Raw genomic sequence first — 19797 nt, 5'->3', positions numbered from 1 at the left:
CAAAATAAGTTAATAAATTTGATAAACAAGATTTATTTTGCAATTTTAGAATAAAATTCTACAAAATAGCAAAAAATAAAATTTTGTGCCAATTTAAAAATTGTTCAAATTTGTTGTAATCCTGTGTAATCTATCGGGAATCGCTTTATTGCAAAGGCTGTAACTGCTATGATTGCCGTCTGAAACGTTACCCTCAAGAGGATTCATTATGACTGATCCACGCCAAGTCTTCTATATTTCCGACCGAACCGGTCTGACCGCTGAAAATATCGGTGAAGCCTTGCTGAACCAATTTGGCAATGTTGAGTTCAAACGCCATACCTATCCGTTTATTGATACGCCTGAAAAAGCGCGTGCTGTTGTAGACAAAGTCAACCAGTCAGCTGAAAAATTCGGCGTGCGCCCGATTGCTTTTGTCAGTGTGGTCAATGACGAAATCCGTGAAATCATCAAGAAAGCTAATGCGTTCCATATTAATTTCTTTGAAACCTTTCTCGGTCTTTTGGAAAAGGAACTCAATACGGAGGCGGTTGCCGCCCAGCAGGGGCACCACAGTATCGGCAATACCCAACGCTATGATGCGCGTATGGAGGCGGTCAATTTTTCACTGAATCATGATGACGGCGTCAGCGATAAAAACCTGCAGGAAGCGGATGTGATTTTGATGGGCGTGTCCCGTTCGGGCAAAACGCCGACCTGTCTCTATCTGGCCCTGCAATACGGTATCCGCGCCGCAAACTATCCATTGATTCCCGATGATTTGGAATCGACCGATTTGCCGCGTATGGTCAAACCTTATAAAGACAAGCTGTTCGGCTTGACCATTCAGCCTGAACGCTTGCAGGCAATCCGTCAGGAACGCCGTCCTAATTCGACCTATGCCAAAATCGATACTTGCCGCAGCGAGATTGCTGATGCGCAAAATATGTTCAAACGCCACGGTGTACCGTTTACCAATACAACCGATAAATCAGTGGAAGAACTTGCCGTTCATATCTTGCAGGCTTGCAAGTTGAAACGCCGTTTCTAAATGAAATGATAAAAGGCCGTCTGAAATTTCAGACGGCCTTTTTTTATTTTGTGTATTAAGTCTTAGGCAGGGTAACACCGGTTTGTCCCATGTATTTGCCGTTGCGGTCTTTGTATGAAGTTTCGCAGACTTCATCGCTTTCAAAGAACAAGACTTGAGCCACGCCTTCGCCGGCATAGATTTTGGCAGGCAGGGGGGTGGTGTTGGAAAACTCAAGCGTAACGTAGCCTTCCCACTCTGGCTCGAACGGGGTAACGTTGACGATAATGCCGCAGCGAGCATAGGTGGATTTGCCCAAGCAGACGGTTAGGACGTTGCGCGGGATGCGGAAATATTCGACTGTGCGCGCCAAAGCAAAGGAGTTGGGCGGAATGATGCAGCAGTCGTCTTCGACTGTAACGAAGTTTTTCGGGTCGAAGTTTTTCGGGTCGACGATGGTGCTGTTGATATTGGTGAAGATTTTAAATTCATTAGCACAACGGATGTCGTAGCCGTAGCTGGATGTGCCGTAGGAAATGATGCGTTGGCCGTTGGCCTCTTTGATTTGGTTGGGCTCGAACGGCTCAATCATGCCGTGTTCTTCGGCCATGCGGCGTATCCATTTGTCGGATTTAATGCTCATGGTGGTTGTCCTGGGGTAAGGGTTGTTTGGAAATTCTTTAAAATCAACACAACAGCCTTATAGGCAGGCTTGTTCATTGATGTTTCAGACGGCCTAGAAGATGGATAAGGCCGTCTGAAAGGCTGTTTATTTGGTTTTGGAAGCAGATTTCTTAGGCAGTTTGACTTCTTTAATCATACCGTCTTCGCATTTCATGATGAAGACTGGTGTGCCGTTTTGGGAGGCGGTAAAGTTTCCGTGCGCCCTGCCTTTTTTGAACACGCCCTCCAGCGTCATATTGCGTAATTTGGCGCTGTTGGAGGAGAAAGGTTCGATAAAGGTTTCGCTGTTGCTGGAAACGGTATATACGCCTTTGCCGTCAAATTTGCCGTTTTTAAAGGCTCCGACATAGCTGCGGCCGTCTTGGCATTTCCATGTGCCTTTGCCGGATGGTTTGCCGTCTTTGCCGACATCGCCATCGTAAACGCAACCTTTTTCCTGATAAGGATTGATGGTTTCGGCAATGGCAGGCGAACCCAGCATGAAGGCGATAGGGAGTAGGGCGAGGTATTTCATCATTCATTCCTTTTTGCAGGCAGTTTCAGACGGCCTGATATTGGGATTCAAAAGTCAGCAGGGTTTCAGCAATACGGCGTGGCAATATGGCTAAAGCGTGTTCGCGCATGGATGCAGGGATACCATGGTAGGCTTCGGCAATACTGCCGGTAATGGCTGCTAAAGTATCGCTGTCTCCGCCCAGGGAAACTGCCAGTCGGATGGCGTGTTCAAAATCATCGCTTTCAAGAAAGGCGGTAACTGCTTGAGGTACGGTTTCTTGACAGCTTTCGTTGAAATGATAATGCGGCCGGATTTGGTCGCAACTTTGGCTCAAGTTATAGCCGAATTGTCGTGTAATGTCTTCTTTGATTTGCGCTTTGCCGATGCCGGTACGCGCCCAAAAGATGGCGGCGGCTACAGCTTGTGCACCTTTAATGCCTTCCGGATGGTTGTGCGTTACGGCGGCGGATTGTTCGGCAAAATGCAGGGTTTCTTCCAATGTGGCAAATGCCCAGCCAACGGCAGAAACACGCATGGCCGAGCCGTTGCCCCAGCTATTATAAGGTTCTGGATCTTTCCATTCTATCCATTGTGAAAAGCGGCCGCCATATGCGCCTTTAGGGTAGGGATATGCCCTACACCAGCCTTGTAAAATAGAGGCTAAATGATCGTTGCAGCCTTGTAAAACCCAATCGGCGATGGCAACAGTACAAATCGTGTCATCAGTAAAGTCGCTGTCGGGGCTGAAAATGTCAAAATCGATGTGACGGTAGTTGTCAAACTCAAATCTTGATCCGGCAATATCGCCAATGACTGCGCCCAACATCATGACATCCTTTCTGATACTTCTATTTATATTTCAGACGGCCTTTGATATTTCCCAATCAAAAGGCCGTCTGAAAAATTATTCTTGCCAGCCGCCCAAATAAGAAACCAGTTCTTCCAACATGGTGCTGATGGCTTCGGTCATCAGGATTTGCGAGGCAAAGGCGAGGCTGGCGGCATCGTCGCCGTTGCTTTCCGCTTCTTCTTGCAAAACGTCCAGATACTGGATGCGTTTGAGTGTAAAGTCTTGGGTAAGGATGAATGCGATTTGTTCTCGCCATACCAAGCCCAGCTGGGTAACAGTTTTGCCGTTTTTGACGTGTTGTACCACTTCATCGGCGGTCAGGTCTTGTTTGGAAACTTTGACGACCGGGACAACATCGCCTACGCCTTTGAGTTCGCAATCGCTGTCCAATTCAAAACCGCCTTCGCAATGGCCTTGCAGCAGCCAGCTGGTCATCAGGGAGGAGGGCGATTGTTTGGTGTTGGGCAGGGCTGCTTCAAGGCCGCCCAAGGCTTCGCGCAGTTTGGTCAGGATATTTTCCGCTTTGGCAGATGCGGCATTGTTGACCAAAAGATACCCGTGGCGCGTGTCGAAAATCACCTGTGTGCGGCTGCTGCGCGTAAAGGCACGGGGCAGCAGGTCGTCAGTAATCTGTTCTTTCAGTTCTTGTTTTTCCTTGCGGCCGACATTGCGCGCTTCGTTGTTTTGGATTTCCAAAACCTTTTCATCCAAAATATCACGGATGACGCCGGCAGGCAGGACTTTTTCTTCTTTTTTCAGGGCCACACGCCAAGTGTAATCGGCAGGGAAAACCAGCTCGGGCGAAAAGGAAACCGGCGTGGCAAAGCCTTCGCTAAACCAGTCCAAACCCTGACAATGGGCAAATTCGGATTGCGCCAATTTGTCGGCAAGGACTTCCAATTCGGGCAATTTGTCTTTGTTGAGCGGATAAAAACTGATTTGCTTAAACCACATGGCGAGTTTTCCTTTTTATTAAAACCGGCATTATACAGGGAAAATAACATACGGAAATCGGCAGCACCTTTAAAAATGCAGTAAAGGCGTTGACAGAAGAAAAGGCTTTCTGTATAGTTCGCGCTTCGGTTACGCGCCCATCGTCTAGAGGCCTAGGACACTGCCCTTTCACGGCGGCAACCGGGGTTCGAATCCCCGTGGGCGTGCCAAAATTCTTAAAAAACGCTCCTGCTTTTTTCAGGGGCGTTTTTTGTTTTCAGACGGCCTGTCGCTGTGAAAATATCTTTAAATTGGTTTACAATAATGCCATTCTGAATCTTAACGAGAGAAAACAATGTTAGACATCCAATTGCTCCGCAGCAATACCGCCGCAGTTGCAGAACGTTTGGCCGCACGCGGTTACGAGTTTGATACCGCGCGTTTCAACGCTTTGGAAGAGCAACGTAAAGCCGTTCAAGTGAAAACAGAAGAGTTGCAGGCTTCACGAAACAGTATTTCCAAACAAATCGGTGCGTTGAAAGGTCAAGGCAAACACGAAGAGGCTCAAGCTGCGATGGATCAGGTTACCCAAATCAAGGCGGATTTGGAGCAGGCTGCCGCTGATTTGGATGCCGTTCAGAAAGAATTGGATGCTTGGCTGCTGAGCATTCCGAACCTGCCGCACGAAAGTGTGCCTGTCGGTAAAGACGAAACTGAAAACGTTGAAGTCCGCAAAGTGGGCACGCCGCGCGAATTTGATTTTGAAATCAAAGACCATGTTGATTTGGGCGAGCCTTTGGGCTTGGATTTTGAAGGCGGTGCGAAACTGTCCGGCGCGCGCTTTACCGTCATGAAAGGTCAAATCGCCCGTCTGCATCGCGCTTTGGCTCAGTTCATGCTGGATACGCACACGCTGAAACACGGCTATACCGAACATTACACGCCTTACATTGTGGATGACCTGACCCTGCAAGGTACGGGTCAACTGCCTAAATTTGCAGAAGATTTGTTCCACGTTACCCGCGGCGGTGATGAGAGTAAGAAAACGCAATATCTGATTCCGACTGCTGAAGTAACGCTGACCAATACTGTTGCCGACAGCATCGTGGCCGGCAGTGATTTTCCGTTGAAATTAACTGCGCATTCCCCATGTTTCCGCTCCGAAGCGGGCGCATACGGTAAAGACGTGCGCGGCTTGATTCGCCAACACCAATTCGACAAAGTGGAAATGGTGCAAATCGTTCATCCGGAAAAATCATACGAAGCGCTGGAAGAAATGGTCGGCCACGCTGAAAATATTTTGAAAGCGTTGGAACTGCCATACCGCGTGATCACTTTGTGTACCGGCGACATGGGTTTCGGCGCAACTAAAACCTACGACTTGGAAGTTTGGGTTCCTGCGCAAAACACTTACCGCGAAATTTCCAGCTGTTCCAACTGCGAAGATTTCCAAGCTCGCCGCATGAAAGCGCGTTTCAAAGATGAAAACGGTAAAAACCGTTTGGTGCATACTTTGAACGGCTCAGGCTTGGCAGTCGGCCGTACTTTGGTGGCGGTATTGGAAAACCATCAAAATGCCGATGGCAGCATTAATGTTCCTGCTGCGTTGCAACCGTATATGGGCGGCGTGACCAAATTGGAAGTAAAATAATCGTTGTTTAAATAAAAAGGCCGTCTGAAACTTGGGTTCAGACGGCCTTTTCTATGATTGAGCAATTATTTGTTGTGTTGACGGAAATATTCCCATTCTTCGACAACGGTACCGTTAGGTAAGTGGCACACGCCGTATTCACCACCGTCTTTATCTTTTTTGATTTCGGATTTGCCACCTTGTTTGACGCAGAATTCAGAAGCAGGATTGGCCACGCCGACCTTAGGAGATTCTTGTTTTTCAGAAGCGGAGCAGGCGGCCAAAGCAGTGGCGGCAGCGAGGCTGAGGATAAGGGGTTTGATCATGACGTATCTTTCATTTGAAGGATAAAAACAAGTGGATTATAGGGGACGCTTGCGTTTAATTGAGTTAAACAGATTAAAGGCCGTCTGAAAAGTTTTCAGACGGCCTTTAGTTTAAGAAGTCATACCGGATTATTTGGCTGCTTCGGTTTTTTCGCCTTCTTTAGCAAAGTATTTGGCGTAAATTTTGTCGTATTCGCCGCTTTCGCGTACTTTTTTCAGCGCATCGTTCAACATTTTGATGGTTGCTTCGTCGCCTTTGCGTGCAGCGATACCGTAGTTTTCGATGGTGAAGTCAGGCAGGGAGATGAAATCCAAGCCTTTGGTCGGGTTGTTTTTCACATAGTTGGCAATGACTGCGCTGTCGCTGACTACGGAATCCAAACCGCCGTTTTCCAATTCTTTGATAATCAGGGGAACGCTTTCAAAGCGGGCGATTTTCGGATTGTCGTTGCCCAAGAGTTTGGAAACGGAGAAGTCGCCGGTGTAGCCGGTTACCACGCCGACTTTGGCCATGTTTTTCAGGTCTTCGGAAGAAGATACTTTTTTGCCTTTCGGAACGAGGACGACTTGGGTAATTTCAAAGTATGGGTCGCTGAAGAGCATGCTTTGTTTGCGGTCGTCAGTGATGGTTACGCCGGACATAACGATGTCCACGTCGCCGTTGTTCAGCGAAGGGAAGAGGCTTTCCCATGGCTGGTGTTTGAATTCGACTTTGAAGTTGCCGGCTTTGGCCATGGCATTCATCAAGTCAACGTCAAAACCTTCCACTTTGCCGGCAGAATCCAAAGATTCAAATGGGGCAAACTCGGCGTTAGAGCCGACACGGTACACTTTATCGGCAGGAGCAGAGGCATTGTTGCTTTGACCGCCGCAGGCAGTCAGGGCAAGGGCGGAACAAGCGAGGGCAGTGGCCAGCCATTTTTTCATGTTCATGATATGTGCTTTCTTAATAAAATGTTAACGGATAAAATCTTAGTTTAGCATAATTTTGTGAACAAACTAGCCGAAATCAGTGGTCTTTTTCTCGGAAAAATGCGTAGGTTACGTCATGGAAAAGGTCGGTGTGCGGGCTGTCTTCATAGCTCAATTCCGCCAACGCGTCTTCAAAGGCAAGCTGGATGGATTCTACGGCATCGTTGGCCATGTCAGAGGGCAGGGAGCGGATAAGGCCTTTGAGGGCGGTGGCGAGGACGTGGTTTTGCATACGCAAAGCGTCGTTGGCCTCTTCCAGATATTCGAGGCGTTGTTCGATGCTGCTCATGATGTATCCTTGAGTATTAAATAAAATAGTGATTATATAGCGAATTAATATTAAAATGTGACGCTTGCGCCGGCTTGCCGGATATGTCCAACCATCGGCCGTATTTCAAGTGATTTTAGGTTTGAATGCGGCTCACAATAAAAATGAAAAAACGAGATTATTATGGAAAACAACCGTCTTGACCCCACAGCCCTCGAGGAAGAAGATCTGAATTGGGAAAAACGCTTGGAAAGATTGCGTCAGGCACGACAATTCAATACTGCGCCGACTCATGCGCCATTGGTCAAAAAATCGGACGACGCTGTCGATGTTGCGCCCAAAACCGCGTCTAAAAAAGAATATAAATTAGATGCGGACAATCGTGAAAAAGTATTGGAAGAATATTTGTACCGCTGGCAGTTGGAACACAATACTGCCCTTGCAGACGATGGCGAAGCAGTGGAAACCGATGCGATGGTGGTTTTGCAGGACAACTGGTTGAGCGCGCAATCGGCATTGCAGGCCGCGGCTTCAGAGCGTCATATTGAATCCACCCGCACTGTCAGACTGAATCCGAAATCAGGTGCCGTAGATTTTGATGCGCCTGAAGTGGAAGAAACTGAAAAACCGGAAAATGATGATGCGCAAGCGGCTGAAGAGGCGGTTTCAGACGGCCTTGAAAAAGAACCGGCCATCAATGTCCATATCAATGTATTGAACCCGCAGGCGATTGGCCGTCGGGAAGTATTCTGTGTTTCTGAAAAGGATTTGACCGAGCGTCTGATTAAGCGTTTGCGTCCCCATGTGGCCGATGCGGTCAACGGCATGATTCGGATTGCCGTGCAAAAACAAATGGCCTTGTTCACTTACCAGTTGCAGCAAATGCTGAACGAGCAGGCGCCTGGCTTGGTGGAGGATGTATTGGAACACAACGTCAAACGTATTTTGGACGATATGAAGACTGAAATGAAATACCGCCGTTGAGTATCCTGGCCGTCTGAAAAGTTTCAGACGGCCTTTGGCGTAAAATTCCCTTAAAATTTTACGAAACGTGTATAATAGCGGCTCACGTTTTCGTGATAAATATCCTTTCTAAATAGTTGATATGCCCGATGCAGAATCGGGCATTTTTTTTGAGATTGTTATGAATAAAAATAAAATCATTGTATTGCTGATTGCTTTGGTTGCCGTATTTGCCTATAACAAAATGCAAAACAATCAGCCGGTACAATCGCAGAATCAGCAGAAAATAGAAGCTGTTCAAAAACAAAATAATGTGGGTAAAAAGAATGCCGATGCGGCTCAGCAGCAAATCGGTTCGGGCAAAGAATCAGCCGAAGCGGTTTTGAAACAGGCGTTTGAAAACGAGCAAAGCGATATTCAGGTTGAGGGCGAGGGCACGGTATGGAAAACCCTGCCGGATGACAACAAAGGCACGCGCCACCAACGCTTTATCTTGAAGCTCTCCAGCGGTCAGACGCTTTTGGTGGCACACAATATCGACCTTGCCGATAAGATTAAGGGTTTGAAAAAAGGCGATAAAGTAGCGTTTTACGGCGAATACGAATGGTCGGAGCAGGGCGGCGTTATCCATTGGACGCACCATGACCCGTCAGCCCGGCATACTGACGGCTGGTTGAAACACGACGGCCGCCTTTATCAGTAAAAACGGTTTTCCTGTTTTTTCAGACGGTCCGAAACACGGCCTTCGGCTTGAAAGATAGTAGAAATCGGCGCAAAATGTTAACAAGTTAAACAGACGGAAAAATATTGTTCCGTCCATTGGAATACACAGTAGATTGGAAAATAAATGAACAAAAAACTTCATCCGCAAACGCTGGCCATCCGGGGCGGCAAAGAGCAAACCGAATATCGCGAACACAATCAGGCGCTGTTTTTGACCAGCAGCTTCATGTGGGAAAGCGCGCAACATGCGGCAGATTTGTTTTCCAAAAAAATTAAAGGCTTTACCTATACCCGTACAGCCAATCCGACTACTGCCGCTTTTGAAAAACGCATTGCTGCATTGGAAGGCGCAGAGCGCGCGGTAGCCACTTCGACCGGTATGTCCGCGATTCAGGCAGCGTTTTTTACCTTCTTGCAAGCCGGTGATCATGTTATTTCCAGCCGCAGCCTGTTTGGTACAACTGTCGGTTTCATCAATAACATCGTTACCAAGTTCGGCATCGAAGTCAGCCATGTATCGCCGGTTGATGTGGATGAATGGAAAGCTGCCATCAAGCCCAATACCAAACTGTTTTTCTTGGAAACGCCGTCCAACCCTTTGGGCGAAGTTGCCGATTTGGAAGCTTTAGCTGAACTGGCACACCGCATCGGCGCGCTTTTGGTGGTGGACAACAGTCTCTTGTCGCCAGCCGGTTCGCAACCTTTGAAACACGGTGCGGATATTTCCGTGTCTTCCGCAACCAAAGCCATTGATGGCCACGGCCGCGTGATGGGTGGCGTGTTGGCCGGTTCGGATGAATTGATGACGCAAGTAGCCATGTATTGCAACTCTTGCGGTTTGGCGATGTCTCCGTTTAACGCATGGCAGCTGTTGAGCGGCGTGGAAACCTTGTCGCTGCGTATGGAAAAACAATACGACAATGCGCTGAAAATTGCACAATGGTTGAAAGAGCAGCTGCAAGTCCAAGCTGTGTACTACACCGGTTTGCCCGACCATCCGCAAGCCGAACTGATCCGCAAACAGCAAAATGGCGGCGGTATTGTGGTAGGTTTTGAAGTCGCAGACCAAGAAACGGCATGGAAAATCGTGGACGGCGTAGAGCTCTTTTCCCGTACTGCCAACCTCGGCGATGTGCGCTCGACCATCACCCATCCGTGGACAACCACGCACGGCCGGATGCAGCCTGAAGAAAAACTCGCCGCGAATATCCGCCCGGGCTTGATCCGCCTCTCTGTCGGTTTGGAACACATCGACGATTTGATTGATGATTTGCAACAAGCATTGAACAAATAATCTAAAAACAAATTTCAGACGGCCTTAAATTTTAATAGGCCGTCTGAAAGCAATTAAACACACATCTTAAGAATAAAAGGAAAAAAATAATGTCTGAAGCAGAATTCGCCTCATGGGCAATGAAAATCCTACTGAGTGGCCTGATTATCTTTTTGGGCTTTATCGTTTGGAACTTGGGTAAAGAATCCAAAGCCGGCAAATTCGGCATTGCCATGCTCTTCTTGGTTTTGGGCTTGGGTGTGTTTGGGTTCGTATTTAAAGAATTGCTGATTAGCTTTTTGGTATTGCCGAAGTAGGCAGGAAGTTTATTGATAGAACAAGGCCGTCTGAAAAAATGTTCAGACGGCCTTTTGATTTGATGTTTTAAATTACGCCCAATTCTTGCAAGCCGCGCAAGACGCCGTCTTCATCAACACTTGGGCAGACGAATTGTGCGGCAGATTTGGCAGCGTCTTCGCCATTGCCCATGGCAACACCAAAGCCGACGGTTGACAGCATTTCCAAGTCGTTGAAGCTGTCGCCGAATGCCATCACTTTGTTCATATCAATCCCCAGTTTTTCCACTGCGTGGGCGATGCCCCGTGCTTTTGAACCTTCTTTGCGCAGCAGGTCCACAGCATATTCATGCCAGCGGACGGATTTGAAGCCGTGTTGCTGGGTTAGCGGTTGCAGGATTTTTTCTTCTTCCTTATCCACAAAGACCAACATTTGATAAACAGGTTGTTTGCGGAAATATTCTTTGTCAGTCAGGAAGTTGGGCAGGATATGCGATAAGCCTTCGACAACGCGTGGCGAATGGGAGGAAACGGCAATTTCTTGGTTGTTGACAAAGGCGTAGTCTATTTTGTGTTGTTCAAGCAGGTTGATGGCGGTTTCGATGTCGGCAATGTCCAAGGGGTAGCTTTGCAGAGGTTCGCCGCGAAAGGAAATATATTGGCCGTTGATGGTAACGAGCATGTCGATACCGCATTCTTGAATCAAGGCTTTGACTTTGGCGGGAATGGCGGCTTTCGGACGGCCGGTGGCAATGGCAGTTAAAATGCCTTTGGCTTTCAATGCGCGCATGGCTTGGGCAACCGAAGGACGCAGGGTATCCGTGTATTTGCGGTAGAGGGTGTCGTCGATGTCAAAGAAGATGATTTCAGGATTGTTCATGGTTTACTCATCGGGCTGGGTATACACAGCTTTCATTGAAAATTGTGTGAACAGCTTGTGTATAAATTGGTTTAGTATTTGATTGCTATTATAAAAATAAGTTCTGATTAAAATTTAGGCAGAGTTTTATTTTGAGAATAAAGCGGAAAGTTATTCACAATAGGCCGTCTGAAAATTTGGTTTTCAGACGGCCTTGTTTTAAGCAATCAAACGGATATTTTCTTTGTCTTGTCTGAATTTGTTTTTAATCACGAGAGGCAGGCTGCTGTCGAAATACCAGCTTCCATCAGGCAATGCCAACGCGCCGCCGGCGCAGAGCAGGGTAATGCTGTTTCCGGTCAGGGGGTCGGTTTCGGTAATTTCAATTTCGTGCGCTTTGCCCCAATCAGTTACGGGGAGTAGGGCAGCAAGCTCGGTAATGCGTTGGTTTTGATGTTTGATGCCGTTTGGCTGGCGGCAGTTGCCATTGCATTTTCCGACAGCCTCAACAGGGCAGGGTTCGCCCTTTGCGTAGCCGGTCGGCAAAATATTGAGCGAATCTGGGCAGAGTCTGTGTTCTTGCGACCATTGCGTCAAAGCGCGTTTGGCTGCTTTTTTGTGGGCAAACAAACCGTAAGGACGCCAGTTTCTGGTGCCGCTGTTTAACAAGACAATGCGTGCTTGAAGGCCGCCGTGTTCGTCAGCGATAAAGCGGACGGTAGAAAACGATGTGGACTTTTCAGACGGCATCAGTTGGTATTCCTGCATAGTCTGGGCTTTGAGCCATAATGTATGGAGCTGCCCGACTGCCGGAATAAAACGGATGGAGGCTGCGGCTTTGATGTGCGGCGGCAGTTTTTTGCTGTGCAGCAGGGTAGCGGTTTCACTGTATGTGCGTTCATGTGCTTCAATGGCTTGGGCTTTGCCGAAATAGTCAAACCAAACCAATACGCCGTAACTGTCGGGCAGGGCATAGAGCTGTTGGGCAAGCGAATCAGGCAGCCAAGTGGGCAACATTTTCGGATTCATCAATACACGGACGTGTTCGTCCCATTGTTGATGATTTTTTTCTGTCAGACTTAATTCGAGATAATCACACAATGCGGCCACATCGGTCATGGCGCGGTGGCGGTTGGTCGTCTGAATGCCGGTGCGTTCGATAATGCTGTCGAGGCTGTGTTTGTAAAACTCAGGATACAGGCGGCGCGACAGTTGAACCGTACAGAGCGAGGGAGCGGCAAAGTCAGTATGGATACGGGCAAACTCGTGGCGCAGGAAGGTGTAGTCAAAGCGGCTGTTGTGGGCAACAACCACTGCACCTTGCAGCAGCGGCAACAAATCGCCTGCAATATCGGCAAAGACAGGCGCGTTTTTTACCGTTTCATCATGAATTCCGGTCAGCCTGGCAACAAATTCGGGAATGCTGCGGCAAGGATTGACCAATTGCTCGTAATGTGAGGCGCGTCCTTGCTCAAAGCGAACAAGGGCGACTTCCGTTATCCTGTCTTGATAGAAATTTCCACCGGTCGTCTCCAAATCCACCACGACCACAGGCCGTCCCAAACGGGAAAATGCTTCGGATAAGAGCGGCCAGCGTGCGAAATCTGACATTTTATTCTCTGTAAATTCAATAGCAAATGCGCATTTTACACGCTGTCTGCAAGTTTTCCAAATAAAACGCTTGACAATAAATAGCCCTCTCTTTATAATTCGAATCTTTCTTGATGCACCCGTAGCTCAGTTGGATAGAGTATCTGGCTACGAACCAGAGGGTCGGGCGTTCGAATCGCTCCGGGTGCGCCACAGAAAATCTCCGCGCCCATCGTCTAGCGGTTAGGACATCGCCCTTTCACGGCGGTAACCGGGGTTCGATTCCCCGTGGGCGTGCCAGTTACTTTAAAATAAGCCATCACTAAAGAATAGTGATGGCTTATTTTTTTACATTTATTTTTACATTTATAAGTTTATAGTTATTTAATTTTTTAAATAGCTTTCTTAGTTGTTCAGACGTCCTTTGCCTATCCTTCTACCCAAAGCATCGTAGGTGTAGGCCCAAGTCTCTTTTGTGCCGTCTTTTTTGAAGATTCCGGCTTTGACCAGTTAGTCATGCAGATCGCAGAAGTAGTTCTGTACTTCGCCGTCGGCCAGTTCACGGTGGATCAGGTTGCCGAAGTGGTCGTAGTAATAGTTGCTGCCGTTGTATTCTTTAAGGGGGTTGTCCGGTATATGAGGGACGATTTGTTGAATTAGGTTCAATTTTTTGGGGAAAGATAGATTGACCCATTAGGGCTTGCCTCTATTCCAGTACTATCTTCTCTTTCTGGTTTTCAGGTGCCGAAAGAGTCAAGCTACTGGTGTAAATTCACGATTAGACAACTGCAGAAGAAAGCAGCCAACAGACACACTACCTCCTCTGTAATCAAATTGGTATCCCAAGAGGGATGACCGACTGTGAAGATAACCTCTGGTTTGGGAATTATTACGACTGGGGCAAACTAAAAAGAGAAATGGATATATCTGGAACTGCTCGCTAACCATTTCGATTATGCATTACAACTTTTTCAGGTATTATGAGCTATGGCATTAAGGTTGTCTTAAAACATTCCTTCCAGACAAACTTAATGCTCTGTTAAGATATTATCTTCACATTATTGGGTAAATAATATCTTCTTAACAGGGCAAAAAATAGTCATAATTTTTTGTGTCTAATTTCTTAAATAAGTAAGATTAATTTTTGAAACTTTATTTGATATCAAATATTCTCCATGGAATGAGTCCTGTTCGATAATGTGCCCCTTAGGAAGTTTCCAACATTTTCTTAATCCTCCTCCAGAAGTTTTAGGTTTGTAACGATAGTCCGCTAAATCTTATTAATTAATTGATATTTATCAATATTTTTAATTCGTCTGGTAGTTTGGCACCATTTATATATGCCTTTTTAGCCCAAAATATGGCTTTTTCTTTATTGCCTTGTGTGAAAAATAAATCGGCTAAATTGGATTGGGCAATTGGATGTCCATTTTTTGCCGCTATCTCTAGCCATTTAAATTCCAAATCTTGATCTAAAGATACAAACATATGGTATTGATATAATTTGAATGCTGAGTTTTTATCTCCATTAGTGGCGTTCTTTTCGAGAATTTGAATTTCTTCATCTGGAATCCAATAAGTACTACCTGTTGATATGAAGTCAGTCATTTTCTCATTTCTTTCCGGATGTTGTTTACATGATATTAAAGGGGTTAATAACAAAAATAAAATTAAGAAATTTTTCAGTATTTCCATAGTTAGCATGTTCCTTACTTATTTTTTACTTTGAGGAGTAAAGCTTCTCATGGTGCCTGGTTTGCTTGTATCTTGCGAGCGATCAGCCTTCATTCCCATCGGTGTTAATTCCCCGTTACTTGAAAACCAAAGATATTCATTTGGTGCTTTAACTGTAGTATTTAATTCATTAGCAAGTTGTTGTCCAAGAGGGTTTGCTCCTTTTCCTGTATTACAGGATAAAATCTCAACCGTCATACCTGATTTATAGTTAGGATTTTTTTTAATTCTCGCTGCTAATTTTTTAGCATCTAATCTTTCACCTGTAGCTCCATCTACCATCAATGAAGGATTACCATGCCCTCCTACTTGGAAAGTATTCGGTTTATTGGCAACTTTATGAGCGTAAGAGTGTATGTCTTCATTACTTAGGAATAAATTCATATCAACTCCAGCTAAACCTAACCAATCGACCCATACTTGGGTATTAGGTGCAAATTGATAAAGATTATCCCCCCATCAACCCTATCGGATAGCGACGACGCCATCGCTTAATTAAAAATCCTGCCTTAAGATCGGCAGGATTTGAAAATAGCTTTCACATTATGAAATAAAACAGCACTTCATTTTTCTCAAAAAATCGTCTTATTTATCTCGGCACGCTTCAGTTTACAGCATATTCTTGAGATATATTTGTTAATATAAAGTTAAATTCTTTTCTGTGCTTTTATATATATCTGTATAGAAATAAATTCTATTACCTTTTATCTCTTTCAGATAAACCAAGTCTTCGATACCCCCAATATACTCAATTGATAAATCATCTAAATTTAATGTTGCAAGCCTAAATCCAACAACGCAAAATCGTCTAATGAAAACTGGAATATATATTTTTCTATTGAAATACAACAAAGGCCCTCCAAACCCCTGTTCTTTAATAATAACTTGACCGTTAATGGATAGACTCCCAACTAAGGGAGAACCTTGATTTACTTCCATCAAATCAAGGTAGCTGACTTCCCATTTGTCAAACAAAAATTTTTCTTGAAAGTCTAAAGGAGTTTCATTCAAAATTTTTAACTTAGGCATTTCTAACACTTTCCCTTTCTTTTAATTTTTTATGAATTTGTTAGTTCCTATACGTAGCCCCCAAAAATCTCCACGACTTGAATTAAGATGCAAATCTCCAAATCTCTGTACAGGTATGTTAAATGGTGCCTTAACAGTAAATCCTTTAAACAAAAATCCATCAGAAGTTGTAATTTTAAGTTTCTCAAAAATACTTGCTAAACCTAAAACATCAATCCAAGCACTAGAATTTGGTGCAAACCAATAAAAATTATCCCCGCCCCACAACCTAATCGGGTCCTGATTGATAAATCGACCCGCATCAGGCTCATAGTACCTGAAGAAGTTGTAATGCAGCCCTGTCTCACGGTCAGCGTACTGGTTTTGCAATCGGAAGGGTTGGTATGCGTTATACGTTACCTTGGTTTCCTCTTTCAGACGGCCCCAACCGGTGTAGTTGCCAAACCAAACCAGGTTGCCGTCTTTATCGGTCATCTCTCTCGGGATGCCGATTTGGTCGCAGTGAAAGTAGTGGATTTCCTGTTTGCTTTCGCCGTCTTCGTTGGTCCAGTTGCGTACCTGTGCCAAAGGTTCATAGCTGTCGGGATCGGTGTAGATATAGGTATACCTGCCGTCCGGGTGGATTTCTTGCAAGAGGTGGCTGCCGTCCCAAACGAATCCGGTTTCCTCTTTCAGGCCGTCTGAAACTTCTTCGTTTTTCAGACGGCCTTTGCCTATCCTTCTGCCCAAGGCGTCGTAGGTGTAGGCCCAAGTCTCTTTCGTGCCGTCTTTTTTGAAGATTTCCGCTTTAACCAGTTGGTCGTGCAGATCGTAGAAATAGTTCTGCACTTCGCCGTCCGGCAGTTTGCGGTGGATCAGGTTGCCGGTATAGTCGTAGCCGTAGCAAAGGCTGACGACGGTGACTGTTTCTCCATTGGTTAGGCCGTCTGAAAGAATTTCAGACGGCCTTTTAAATTGTAAGAACAAAACCCGCGTGCATGCCTTTGGGCACACATACTACGTGCGGGCTACGGCTTGCTATTTTATCTAGGGTAGCTCAAAAATTTTATGAAATCATTTATTTCATCTTCATTAAAGCCATTTTCAAGATATTCTTTCTCATAAAAAATAAAATCTAATAAATATTTTCTTGAATAATCATCTAAATTATTTTTAATTTTCTCAACTTGCATAAAAAATTTATTGGGTTCTATTAATTTTGTTATTAGTACATTTAACTCAAAATCACAATTTTTGCTTAAAATATTTAGATTTTGAAAAATCAAATCAGCAATTTCCTGTTTTTGTAGGTCATTAAAGTTGAGTATAGATATTGCTCTCAGAAAATCAGAGATGCTTTGAACTACTATAAATTTATTATTAGATAATATATATTTAATAAATTTAAATTCATTCTCAGTAATTTCTATTTTATTTGGGAATATTTCTGATAATAAATACAATGCTCTACGTATATTTTTAGATGGTAGCGAATCTAGTAGTATAATTATTTGACTGAAATCTTCTTGTTCTAAAGAAGCTTCAATCATATTTTGTATATAAAAATCACTATTGCGCATAATTATCATGCTCCTATATCAATATTAAACTTCACATTGCTCCTACAAAACTTCCTCCTGCCACAAAAGCACCACATACTCCCGCCGTTGAATATATACAAACACTAACTAGCACAACAGTTCCAACAAGGGCGATTGCTGTTAAAGCATCATTATTAGTAGATGTTTTGTCTTCAGTGGAGCAATTAGTGCATTTTGTTACGGGAGAAGAAGGAGGTGGTGGTTTGTCGCAATCATTATCCACCCACTCTTTTTCGGCTTTAGCTAGTTTACTATACGCAGCATTCAGTAGCTTTACATGACCTCGGACAGTATCTCTAAGAGCTTCCCCTGGACCAATTCGCCACGGTAAATTATTTGGATTACTCTCAAGTGCGGGAATACGTTTTACGTATATTTCGTATTTAAGATTTTCTATTCTAGCTGCAATTGATGCACATTTCTGAGCATTATATAAACCAAAAATATCAACCCATCCCTGCACGTTCGGCGCAAATTGATAAAAATTGTTTCCACCCCACAGTCTAATCGGGTCTTGGTTGATAAACCGACCCACATCAGGCTCGTAATACCTAAAGAAATTGTAATGCAACCCCGTCTCACGGTCGGCATACTGGTTTTGCAGGCGGAAGGGTTGGTAAGCGCTATCCGTTACCTTGGTTTCCTCTTTCAGACGACCCCAGCCGGTATAGTTGCCAAACCAAACCAGGTTGCCTTCGTCATCGGTCATTTCACGCGGGATGCCGATTTGGTCGCAGTGGAAGTAGTGGATTTGTTGGTGGCTTTCGCCGTCTTCGGTTGTCCAATTGCGGACCTGTGCCAGCGGTTCGTAGGAATCCGGGTCGGTGTAGAGATAGGTATACCTGCCGTCCGGGTGGACTTCCTGCAGCAAATGGCTGCCGTCCCAAACGAAACGGGTTTGGTTTTCGAGGTCGTCTGAAACTTCTTCGTTTTTCAGACGACCTTTGCCTATCCTTCTGCCCAAGGCGTCGTAGGTGTACGACCAAGTCTCTTTGCTGCCGTCTTTTTTGAAGATTTCCGCCTTAACCAGTTGGTCGTGCAGGTCGTAGAAATAGTTCTGCACTTCGCCGTCGGCCAGTTCGCGGTGGATGAGGTTGCCGAGGTCGTCGTAGTAATAGGTCGTGCCGTTGTAGGTTTTCAGGCGGTTGTCGGTGATGACGGAACGGTCGTCTGAAAGCGGCGCGGTCGTTTTGCCCTCTCCCCGACCCTCTCCCACGGGAGAGGGGGCAGGGTATGGTTTGACCTTTTCCGTCGGGATGTCGAGGATATTGTGCGCGGGGTCGAAGGCGAACAGTTCGTTACCGGCTTGGGTAATCCTACCCAGTTTGTCGTACTCGAAATGCGTCGTGCCCGTCCGCTGGTCGGTGCTGTGGGTCAGGTTGCCGGTGCGGTCGTAGCCGTAGCCACGTTTGACGGCATAAGCCGATGTTACTTTGGTTTTGCCTTTGCCGCTTTCCATCAAATCATTGAGGGTGGCGATTTGTTTTTTCAGACGACCTAGGGGATCGAGTTCGTAACGGCTGGCGAGTTTACCCTGTGTACGGAAGATTTCGCGGTGCAGCTTATCGCGTTCGATGTCGGTGATGACTTCGTCGTCGAGGCTGATTTGGTGCAGGTGGCCGCTGCCGTAATACAGGTAGTTGATCTGTCTGCCGTCGGGCAGGACGGTGGCGGTACGGTTGCCGTTGAAGTCGTAGTGGTAGCGGATGCTTTCGGTAACGGGCAGGTACAGCATGTCGTACTGCGCATCGCGCCAGTCGGTTTCGGGCAAACCGTTTCGGGCGTTCTCTTCCTTAGTCGGTACTTTCCATTGGTGCTGGCCGATGATTTGGCCGTTGCCGTTGTAGTCGAAGCAGGTAATGCTGTGGCTGTTGGCGGCACGGACGAGGTTGCCGTCCAAGTCGTATTGGTAAGCGGTTTCCTGAACCTTGTCATTGTTGCGGGCGAGGGTATGGATTAAGCGTCCCAATATATCGCGTTTGAACTCGGTAGTCCGCAGCGGGGTTTGGCTGTCGAGGCCGTCTGAAAGCGGGGCGGCATCTTTTTTGGGGACGGGTTGTCCGCCCAGCTGCGCCATCAGTTTGGCGGCGAGGGTAGCGTCGTCGCCGAATTCGCGCTGTTCAATCAGTTCGTTGCCGGCATTGTAGCGGTAGCCGGTGAGCTTATGGTCGAAACCGCTTTCAGCAATCAGTCGGTCGAGGATGTCGTAGGCAAAGCGGTAGCGCGCACCGTTTTCATTGGTGAGGCCGACTAGGCGGCGGGCTTGGTCGTAATGATAGCCGAAGGTATGGCCCAAGGCATTGGTGCGTTGGGTCGGCAGACCGTCCTGGCCGTATTCGTAGGAGGTGGTGTGGCCTTCGGCATCGGTATGGGTGGTCAGACGACCTGCGGCATCGTAGCCGAAGGTCTCTTTGCTGCCGTCGGGATAGAGGGCGAGGGTGAGGTTTTGATCGGTGTCGTAGTGGTATTCGGTGTGCTGTTCCAGCGCATCGGTAATACGCGCCAACTGTCCTTCGGGGGTGTAGGCCAGTTTGGTTTCGTAACCCGAGCAGTCGGTAATCCGGTCGGGCTGATGGTTTTCG

Annotated in this window: 21 protein-coding genes, 3 tRNA genes and 2 pseudogenes; 9 read left to right on the top strand and 17 right to left on the bottom strand. The window is 46.3% G+C overall.

The window, feature by feature from the left end; all coding sequences use genetic code 11:
- Positions 1–208 precede the first annotated feature (208 nt).
- Positions 209–1030: a posphoenolpyruvate synthetase regulatory kinase/phosphorylase PpsR gene (ppsR, locus tag ACTHUR_RS09675; protein ID WP_004520520.1), complete on the top strand. Its 822-nt coding sequence runs from the start codon at positions 209–211 to the stop codon at positions 1028–1030.
- 55 nt (positions 1031–1085) lie between these two features.
- Here the strand turns inward: ppsR and dcd are convergent, their stop codons facing one another.
- The 4 genes from dcd to ACTHUR_RS09655 all read right to left on the bottom strand — a co-directional run bounded on the left by dcd (position 1086) and on the right by ACTHUR_RS09655 (position 3993).
- The gene (dcd, locus tag ACTHUR_RS09670; RefSeq protein ID WP_003680541.1) at positions 1086–1652 is read right to left on the bottom strand and encodes a dCTP deaminase; all 567 of its coding nucleotides are present in this window, start codon (positions 1650–1652) and stop codon (positions 1086–1088) included.
- Between the two features lie 126 nt (positions 1653–1778).
- On the bottom strand, positions 1779–2210 hold the full coding sequence (locus tag ACTHUR_RS09665; RefSeq protein WP_004521094.1) for a hypothetical protein: 432 nt from the start codon (positions 2208–2210) through the stop codon (positions 1779–1781).
- Positions 2211–2232: 22 nt separating this feature from the next.
- Positions 2233–3015: an ADP-ribosylglycohydrolase family protein gene (locus tag ACTHUR_RS09660; protein ID WP_039862574.1), complete on the bottom strand. Its 783-nt coding sequence runs from the start codon at positions 3013–3015 to the stop codon at positions 2233–2235.
- A gap of 78 nt (positions 3016–3093) precedes the next feature.
- Positions 3094–3993, bottom strand: a complete 900-nt coding sequence (locus ACTHUR_RS09655) for a recombination-associated protein RdgC (RefSeq protein ID WP_004521096.1) — start codon at positions 3991–3993, stop codon at positions 3094–3096.
- Positions 3994–4126: 133 nt separating this feature from the next.
- Here ACTHUR_RS09655 and ACTHUR_RS09650 point away from each other — a divergent pair.
- Both ACTHUR_RS09650 and serS read left to right on the top strand, forming a co-directional pair.
- Positions 4127–4202: transfer RNA gene (locus ACTHUR_RS09650), tRNA-Glu, on the top strand.
- Between the two features lie 125 nt (positions 4203–4327).
- On the top strand, positions 4328–5623 hold the full coding sequence (serS, locus tag ACTHUR_RS09645; RefSeq protein WP_004521097.1) for a serine--tRNA ligase: 1296 nt from the start codon (positions 4328–4330) through the stop codon (positions 5621–5623).
- A gap of 65 nt (positions 5624–5688) precedes the next feature.
- Here the strand turns inward: serS and ACTHUR_RS09640 are convergent, their stop codons facing one another.
- From ACTHUR_RS09640 to ACTHUR_RS09630, 3 genes are all read right to left on the bottom strand, one after another.
- Positions 5689–5928 (bottom strand): putative hemolysin, encoded by a 240-nt coding sequence (locus ACTHUR_RS09640; protein WP_004521099.1) that lies wholly within the window; start codon positions 5926–5928, stop codon positions 5689–5691.
- A 129-nt stretch (positions 5929–6057) separates the two neighbouring features.
- Positions 6058–6861, bottom strand: a complete 804-nt coding sequence (locus tag ACTHUR_RS09635) for a basic amino acid ABC transporter substrate-binding protein (protein WP_004521100.1) — start codon at positions 6859–6861, stop codon at positions 6058–6060.
- A 76-nt stretch (positions 6862–6937) separates the two neighbouring features.
- The gene (locus tag ACTHUR_RS09630; RefSeq protein WP_003680526.1) at positions 6938–7189 is read right to left on the bottom strand and encodes an NGO1151 family protein; all 252 of its coding nucleotides are present in this window, start codon (positions 7187–7189) and stop codon (positions 6938–6940) included.
- Positions 7190–7351: 162 nt separating this feature from the next.
- Here ACTHUR_RS09630 and ACTHUR_RS09625 point away from each other — a divergent pair, with 162 nt between their 5' ends.
- The 4 genes from ACTHUR_RS09625 to ACTHUR_RS09610 all read left to right on the top strand — a co-directional run bounded on the left by ACTHUR_RS09625 (position 7352) and on the right by ACTHUR_RS09610 (position 10444).
- On the top strand, positions 7352–8152 hold the full coding sequence (locus ACTHUR_RS09625) for a hypothetical protein (protein ID WP_004521101.1): 801 nt from the start codon (positions 7352–7354) through the stop codon (positions 8150–8152).
- A 121-nt stretch (positions 8153–8273) separates the two neighbouring features.
- Positions 8274–8834: a DUF3465 domain-containing protein gene (locus ACTHUR_RS09620; RefSeq protein ID WP_004521102.1), complete on the top strand. Its 561-nt coding sequence runs from the start codon at positions 8274–8276 to the stop codon at positions 8832–8834.
- 144 nt (positions 8835–8978) lie between these two features.
- Complete coding sequence (metZ, locus tag ACTHUR_RS09615) at positions 8979–10148, top strand: O-succinylhomoserine sulfhydrylase (RefSeq protein WP_004521103.1); 1170 nt, start codon at positions 8979–8981, stop codon at positions 10146–10148.
- Positions 10149–10237: 89 nt separating this feature from the next.
- Positions 10238–10444 carry a DUF2788 domain-containing protein gene (locus ACTHUR_RS09610; protein ID WP_004521104.1) on the top strand — a complete coding sequence of 69 codons (207 nt, stop codon included), beginning with the start codon at positions 10238–10240 and terminating at the stop codon, positions 10442–10444.
- Positions 10445–10511: 67 nt separating this feature from the next.
- Here ACTHUR_RS09610 and ACTHUR_RS09605 read toward each other — a convergent pair whose 3' ends face one another.
- Both ACTHUR_RS09605 and ACTHUR_RS09600 read right to left on the bottom strand, forming a co-directional pair.
- Entirely contained in the window at positions 10512–11303 is a 792-nt protein-coding gene (locus tag ACTHUR_RS09605) for a Cof-type HAD-IIB family hydrolase (RefSeq protein WP_004521105.1), read from the bottom strand.
- A 198-nt stretch (positions 11304–11501) separates the two neighbouring features.
- The gene (locus tag ACTHUR_RS09600) at positions 11502–12893 is read right to left on the bottom strand and encodes a 3'-5' exonuclease family protein (RefSeq protein WP_039862575.1); all 1392 of its coding nucleotides are present in this window, start codon (positions 12891–12893) and stop codon (positions 11502–11504) included.
- A 115-nt stretch (positions 12894–13008) separates the two neighbouring features.
- Here ACTHUR_RS09600 and ACTHUR_RS09595 point away from each other — a divergent pair.
- Together ACTHUR_RS09595 and ACTHUR_RS09590 are read left to right on the top strand one after the other, a co-directional pair.
- A tRNA-Arg gene (locus ACTHUR_RS09595) sits at positions 13009–13085 on the top strand.
- A gap of 12 nt (positions 13086–13097) precedes the next feature.
- A tRNA-Glu gene (locus tag ACTHUR_RS09590) sits at positions 13098–13172 on the top strand.
- A 210-nt stretch (positions 13173–13382) separates the two neighbouring features.
- On the opposite strand, the gene ACTHUR_RS09585 is transcribed toward ACTHUR_RS09590, so the two are convergent.
- The 8 genes and pseudogenes from ACTHUR_RS09585 to ACTHUR_RS09550 form a co-directional block, all read right to left on the bottom strand.
- Positions 13383–13538, bottom strand: a complete 156-nt coding sequence (locus tag ACTHUR_RS09585) for a hypothetical protein (protein ID WP_004521108.1) — start codon at positions 13536–13538, stop codon at positions 13383–13385.
- A gap of 449 nt (positions 13539–13987) precedes the next feature.
- Positions 13988–14116: pseudogene (locus ACTHUR_RS09580) on the bottom strand (colicin E3/pyocin S6 family cytotoxin); the annotation flags it as partial.
- A gap of 40 nt (positions 14117–14156) precedes the next feature.
- Positions 14157–14567 carry a tetratricopeptide repeat protein gene (locus ACTHUR_RS09575; protein WP_224783393.1) on the bottom strand — a complete coding sequence of 137 codons (411 nt, stop codon included), beginning with the start codon at positions 14565–14567 and terminating at the stop codon, positions 14157–14159.
- Positions 14568–14585: 18 nt separating this feature from the next.
- Entirely contained in the window at positions 14586–14990 is a 405-nt protein-coding gene (locus ACTHUR_RS09570; RefSeq protein ID WP_049343954.1) for a hypothetical protein, read from the bottom strand.
- Positions 14991–15242: 252 nt separating this feature from the next.
- Entirely contained in the window at positions 15243–15635 is a 393-nt protein-coding gene (locus ACTHUR_RS09565; RefSeq protein ID WP_004521002.1) for a hypothetical protein, read from the bottom strand.
- 198 nt (positions 15636–15833) lie between these two features.
- A pseudogene (locus tag ACTHUR_RS09560) lies at positions 15834–16574 on the bottom strand (RHS repeat domain-containing protein); the annotation flags it as partial.
- An 83-nt stretch (positions 16575–16657) separates the two neighbouring features.
- On the bottom strand, positions 16658–17194 hold the full coding sequence (locus tag ACTHUR_RS09555; RefSeq protein WP_199900979.1) for a hypothetical protein: 537 nt from the start codon (positions 17192–17194) through the stop codon (positions 16658–16660).
- A gap of 31 nt (positions 17195–17225) precedes the next feature.
- The gene (locus ACTHUR_RS09550) at positions 17226–19292 is read right to left on the bottom strand and encodes an RHS repeat-associated core domain-containing protein (protein WP_440361294.1); all 2067 of its coding nucleotides are present in this window, start codon (positions 19290–19292) and stop codon (positions 17226–17228) included.
- Between the last annotated feature and the right edge of the window lie 505 nt (positions 19293–19797).

Source organism: Neisseria sp. P0021.S007 (genome assembly GCF_051956855.1).
Note: the sequence above shows the minus strand (reverse complement) of the source record. Positions and strands in the feature narration are given on the sequence as shown.

Coding starts and splice junctions, on each gene's coding strand:
- ppsR (WP_004520520.1), top strand. CDS start 209: ATGACTGATCCACGCCAAGTCTTCTATATTTCCGACCGAACCGGTCTG.
- dcd (WP_003680541.1), bottom strand. CDS start 1,652: ATGAGCATTAAATCCGACAAATGGATACGCCGCATGGCCGAAGAACAC.
- ACTHUR_RS09665 (WP_004521094.1), bottom strand. CDS start 2,210: ATGATGAAATACCTCGCCCTACTCCCTATCGCCTTCATGCTGGGTTCG.
- ACTHUR_RS09660 (WP_039862574.1), bottom strand. CDS start 3,015: ATGTTGGGCGCAGTCATTGGCGATATTGCCGGATCAAGATTTGAGTTT.
- ACTHUR_RS09655 (WP_004521096.1), bottom strand. CDS start 3,993: ATGTGGTTTAAGCAAATCAGTTTTTATCCGCTCAACAAAGACAAATTG.
- serS (WP_004521097.1), top strand. CDS start 4,328: ATGTTAGACATCCAATTGCTCCGCAGCAATACCGCCGCAGTTGCAGAA.
- ACTHUR_RS09640 (WP_004521099.1), bottom strand. CDS start 5,928: ATGATCAAACCCCTTATCCTCAGCCTCGCTGCCGCCACTGCTTTGGCC.
- ACTHUR_RS09635 (WP_004521100.1), bottom strand. CDS start 6,861: ATGAACATGAAAAAATGGCTGGCCACTGCCCTCGCTTGTTCCGCCCTT.
- ACTHUR_RS09630 (WP_003680526.1), bottom strand. CDS start 7,189: ATGAGCAGCATCGAACAACGCCTCGAATATCTGGAAGAGGCCAACGAC.
- ACTHUR_RS09625 (WP_004521101.1), top strand. CDS start 7,352: ATGGAAAACAACCGTCTTGACCCCACAGCCCTCGAGGAAGAAGATCTG.
- ACTHUR_RS09620 (WP_004521102.1), top strand. CDS start 8,274: ATGCCCGATGCAGAATCGGGCATTTTTTTTGAGATTGTTATGAATAAA.
- metZ (WP_004521103.1), top strand. CDS start 8,979: ATGAACAAAAAACTTCATCCGCAAACGCTGGCCATCCGGGGCGGCAAA.
- ACTHUR_RS09610 (WP_004521104.1), top strand. CDS start 10,238: ATGTCTGAAGCAGAATTCGCCTCATGGGCAATGAAAATCCTACTGAGT.
- ACTHUR_RS09605 (WP_004521105.1), bottom strand. CDS start 11,303: ATGAACAATCCTGAAATCATCTTCTTTGACATCGACGACACCCTCTAC.
- ACTHUR_RS09600 (WP_039862575.1), bottom strand. CDS start 12,893: ATGTCAGATTTCGCACGCTGGCCGCTCTTATCCGAAGCATTTTCCCGT.
- ACTHUR_RS09575 (WP_224783393.1), bottom strand. CDS start 14,567: ATGGAAATACTGAAAAATTTCTTAATTTTATTTTTGTTATTAACCCCT.
- ACTHUR_RS09570 (WP_049343954.1), bottom strand. CDS start 14,990: ATGAATTTATTCCTAAGTAATGAAGACATACACTCTTACGCTCATAAA.
- ACTHUR_RS09565 (WP_004521002.1), bottom strand. CDS start 15,635: ATGCCTAAGTTAAAAATTTTGAATGAAACTCCTTTAGACTTTCAAGAA.
- ACTHUR_RS09555 (WP_199900979.1), bottom strand. CDS start 17,194: ATGCGCAATAGTGATTTTTATATACAAAATATGATTGAAGCTTCTTTA.
- ACTHUR_RS09550 (WP_440361294.1), bottom strand. CDS start 19,292: ATGGCGCAGCTGGGCGGACAACCCGTCCCCAAAAAAGATGCCGCCCCG.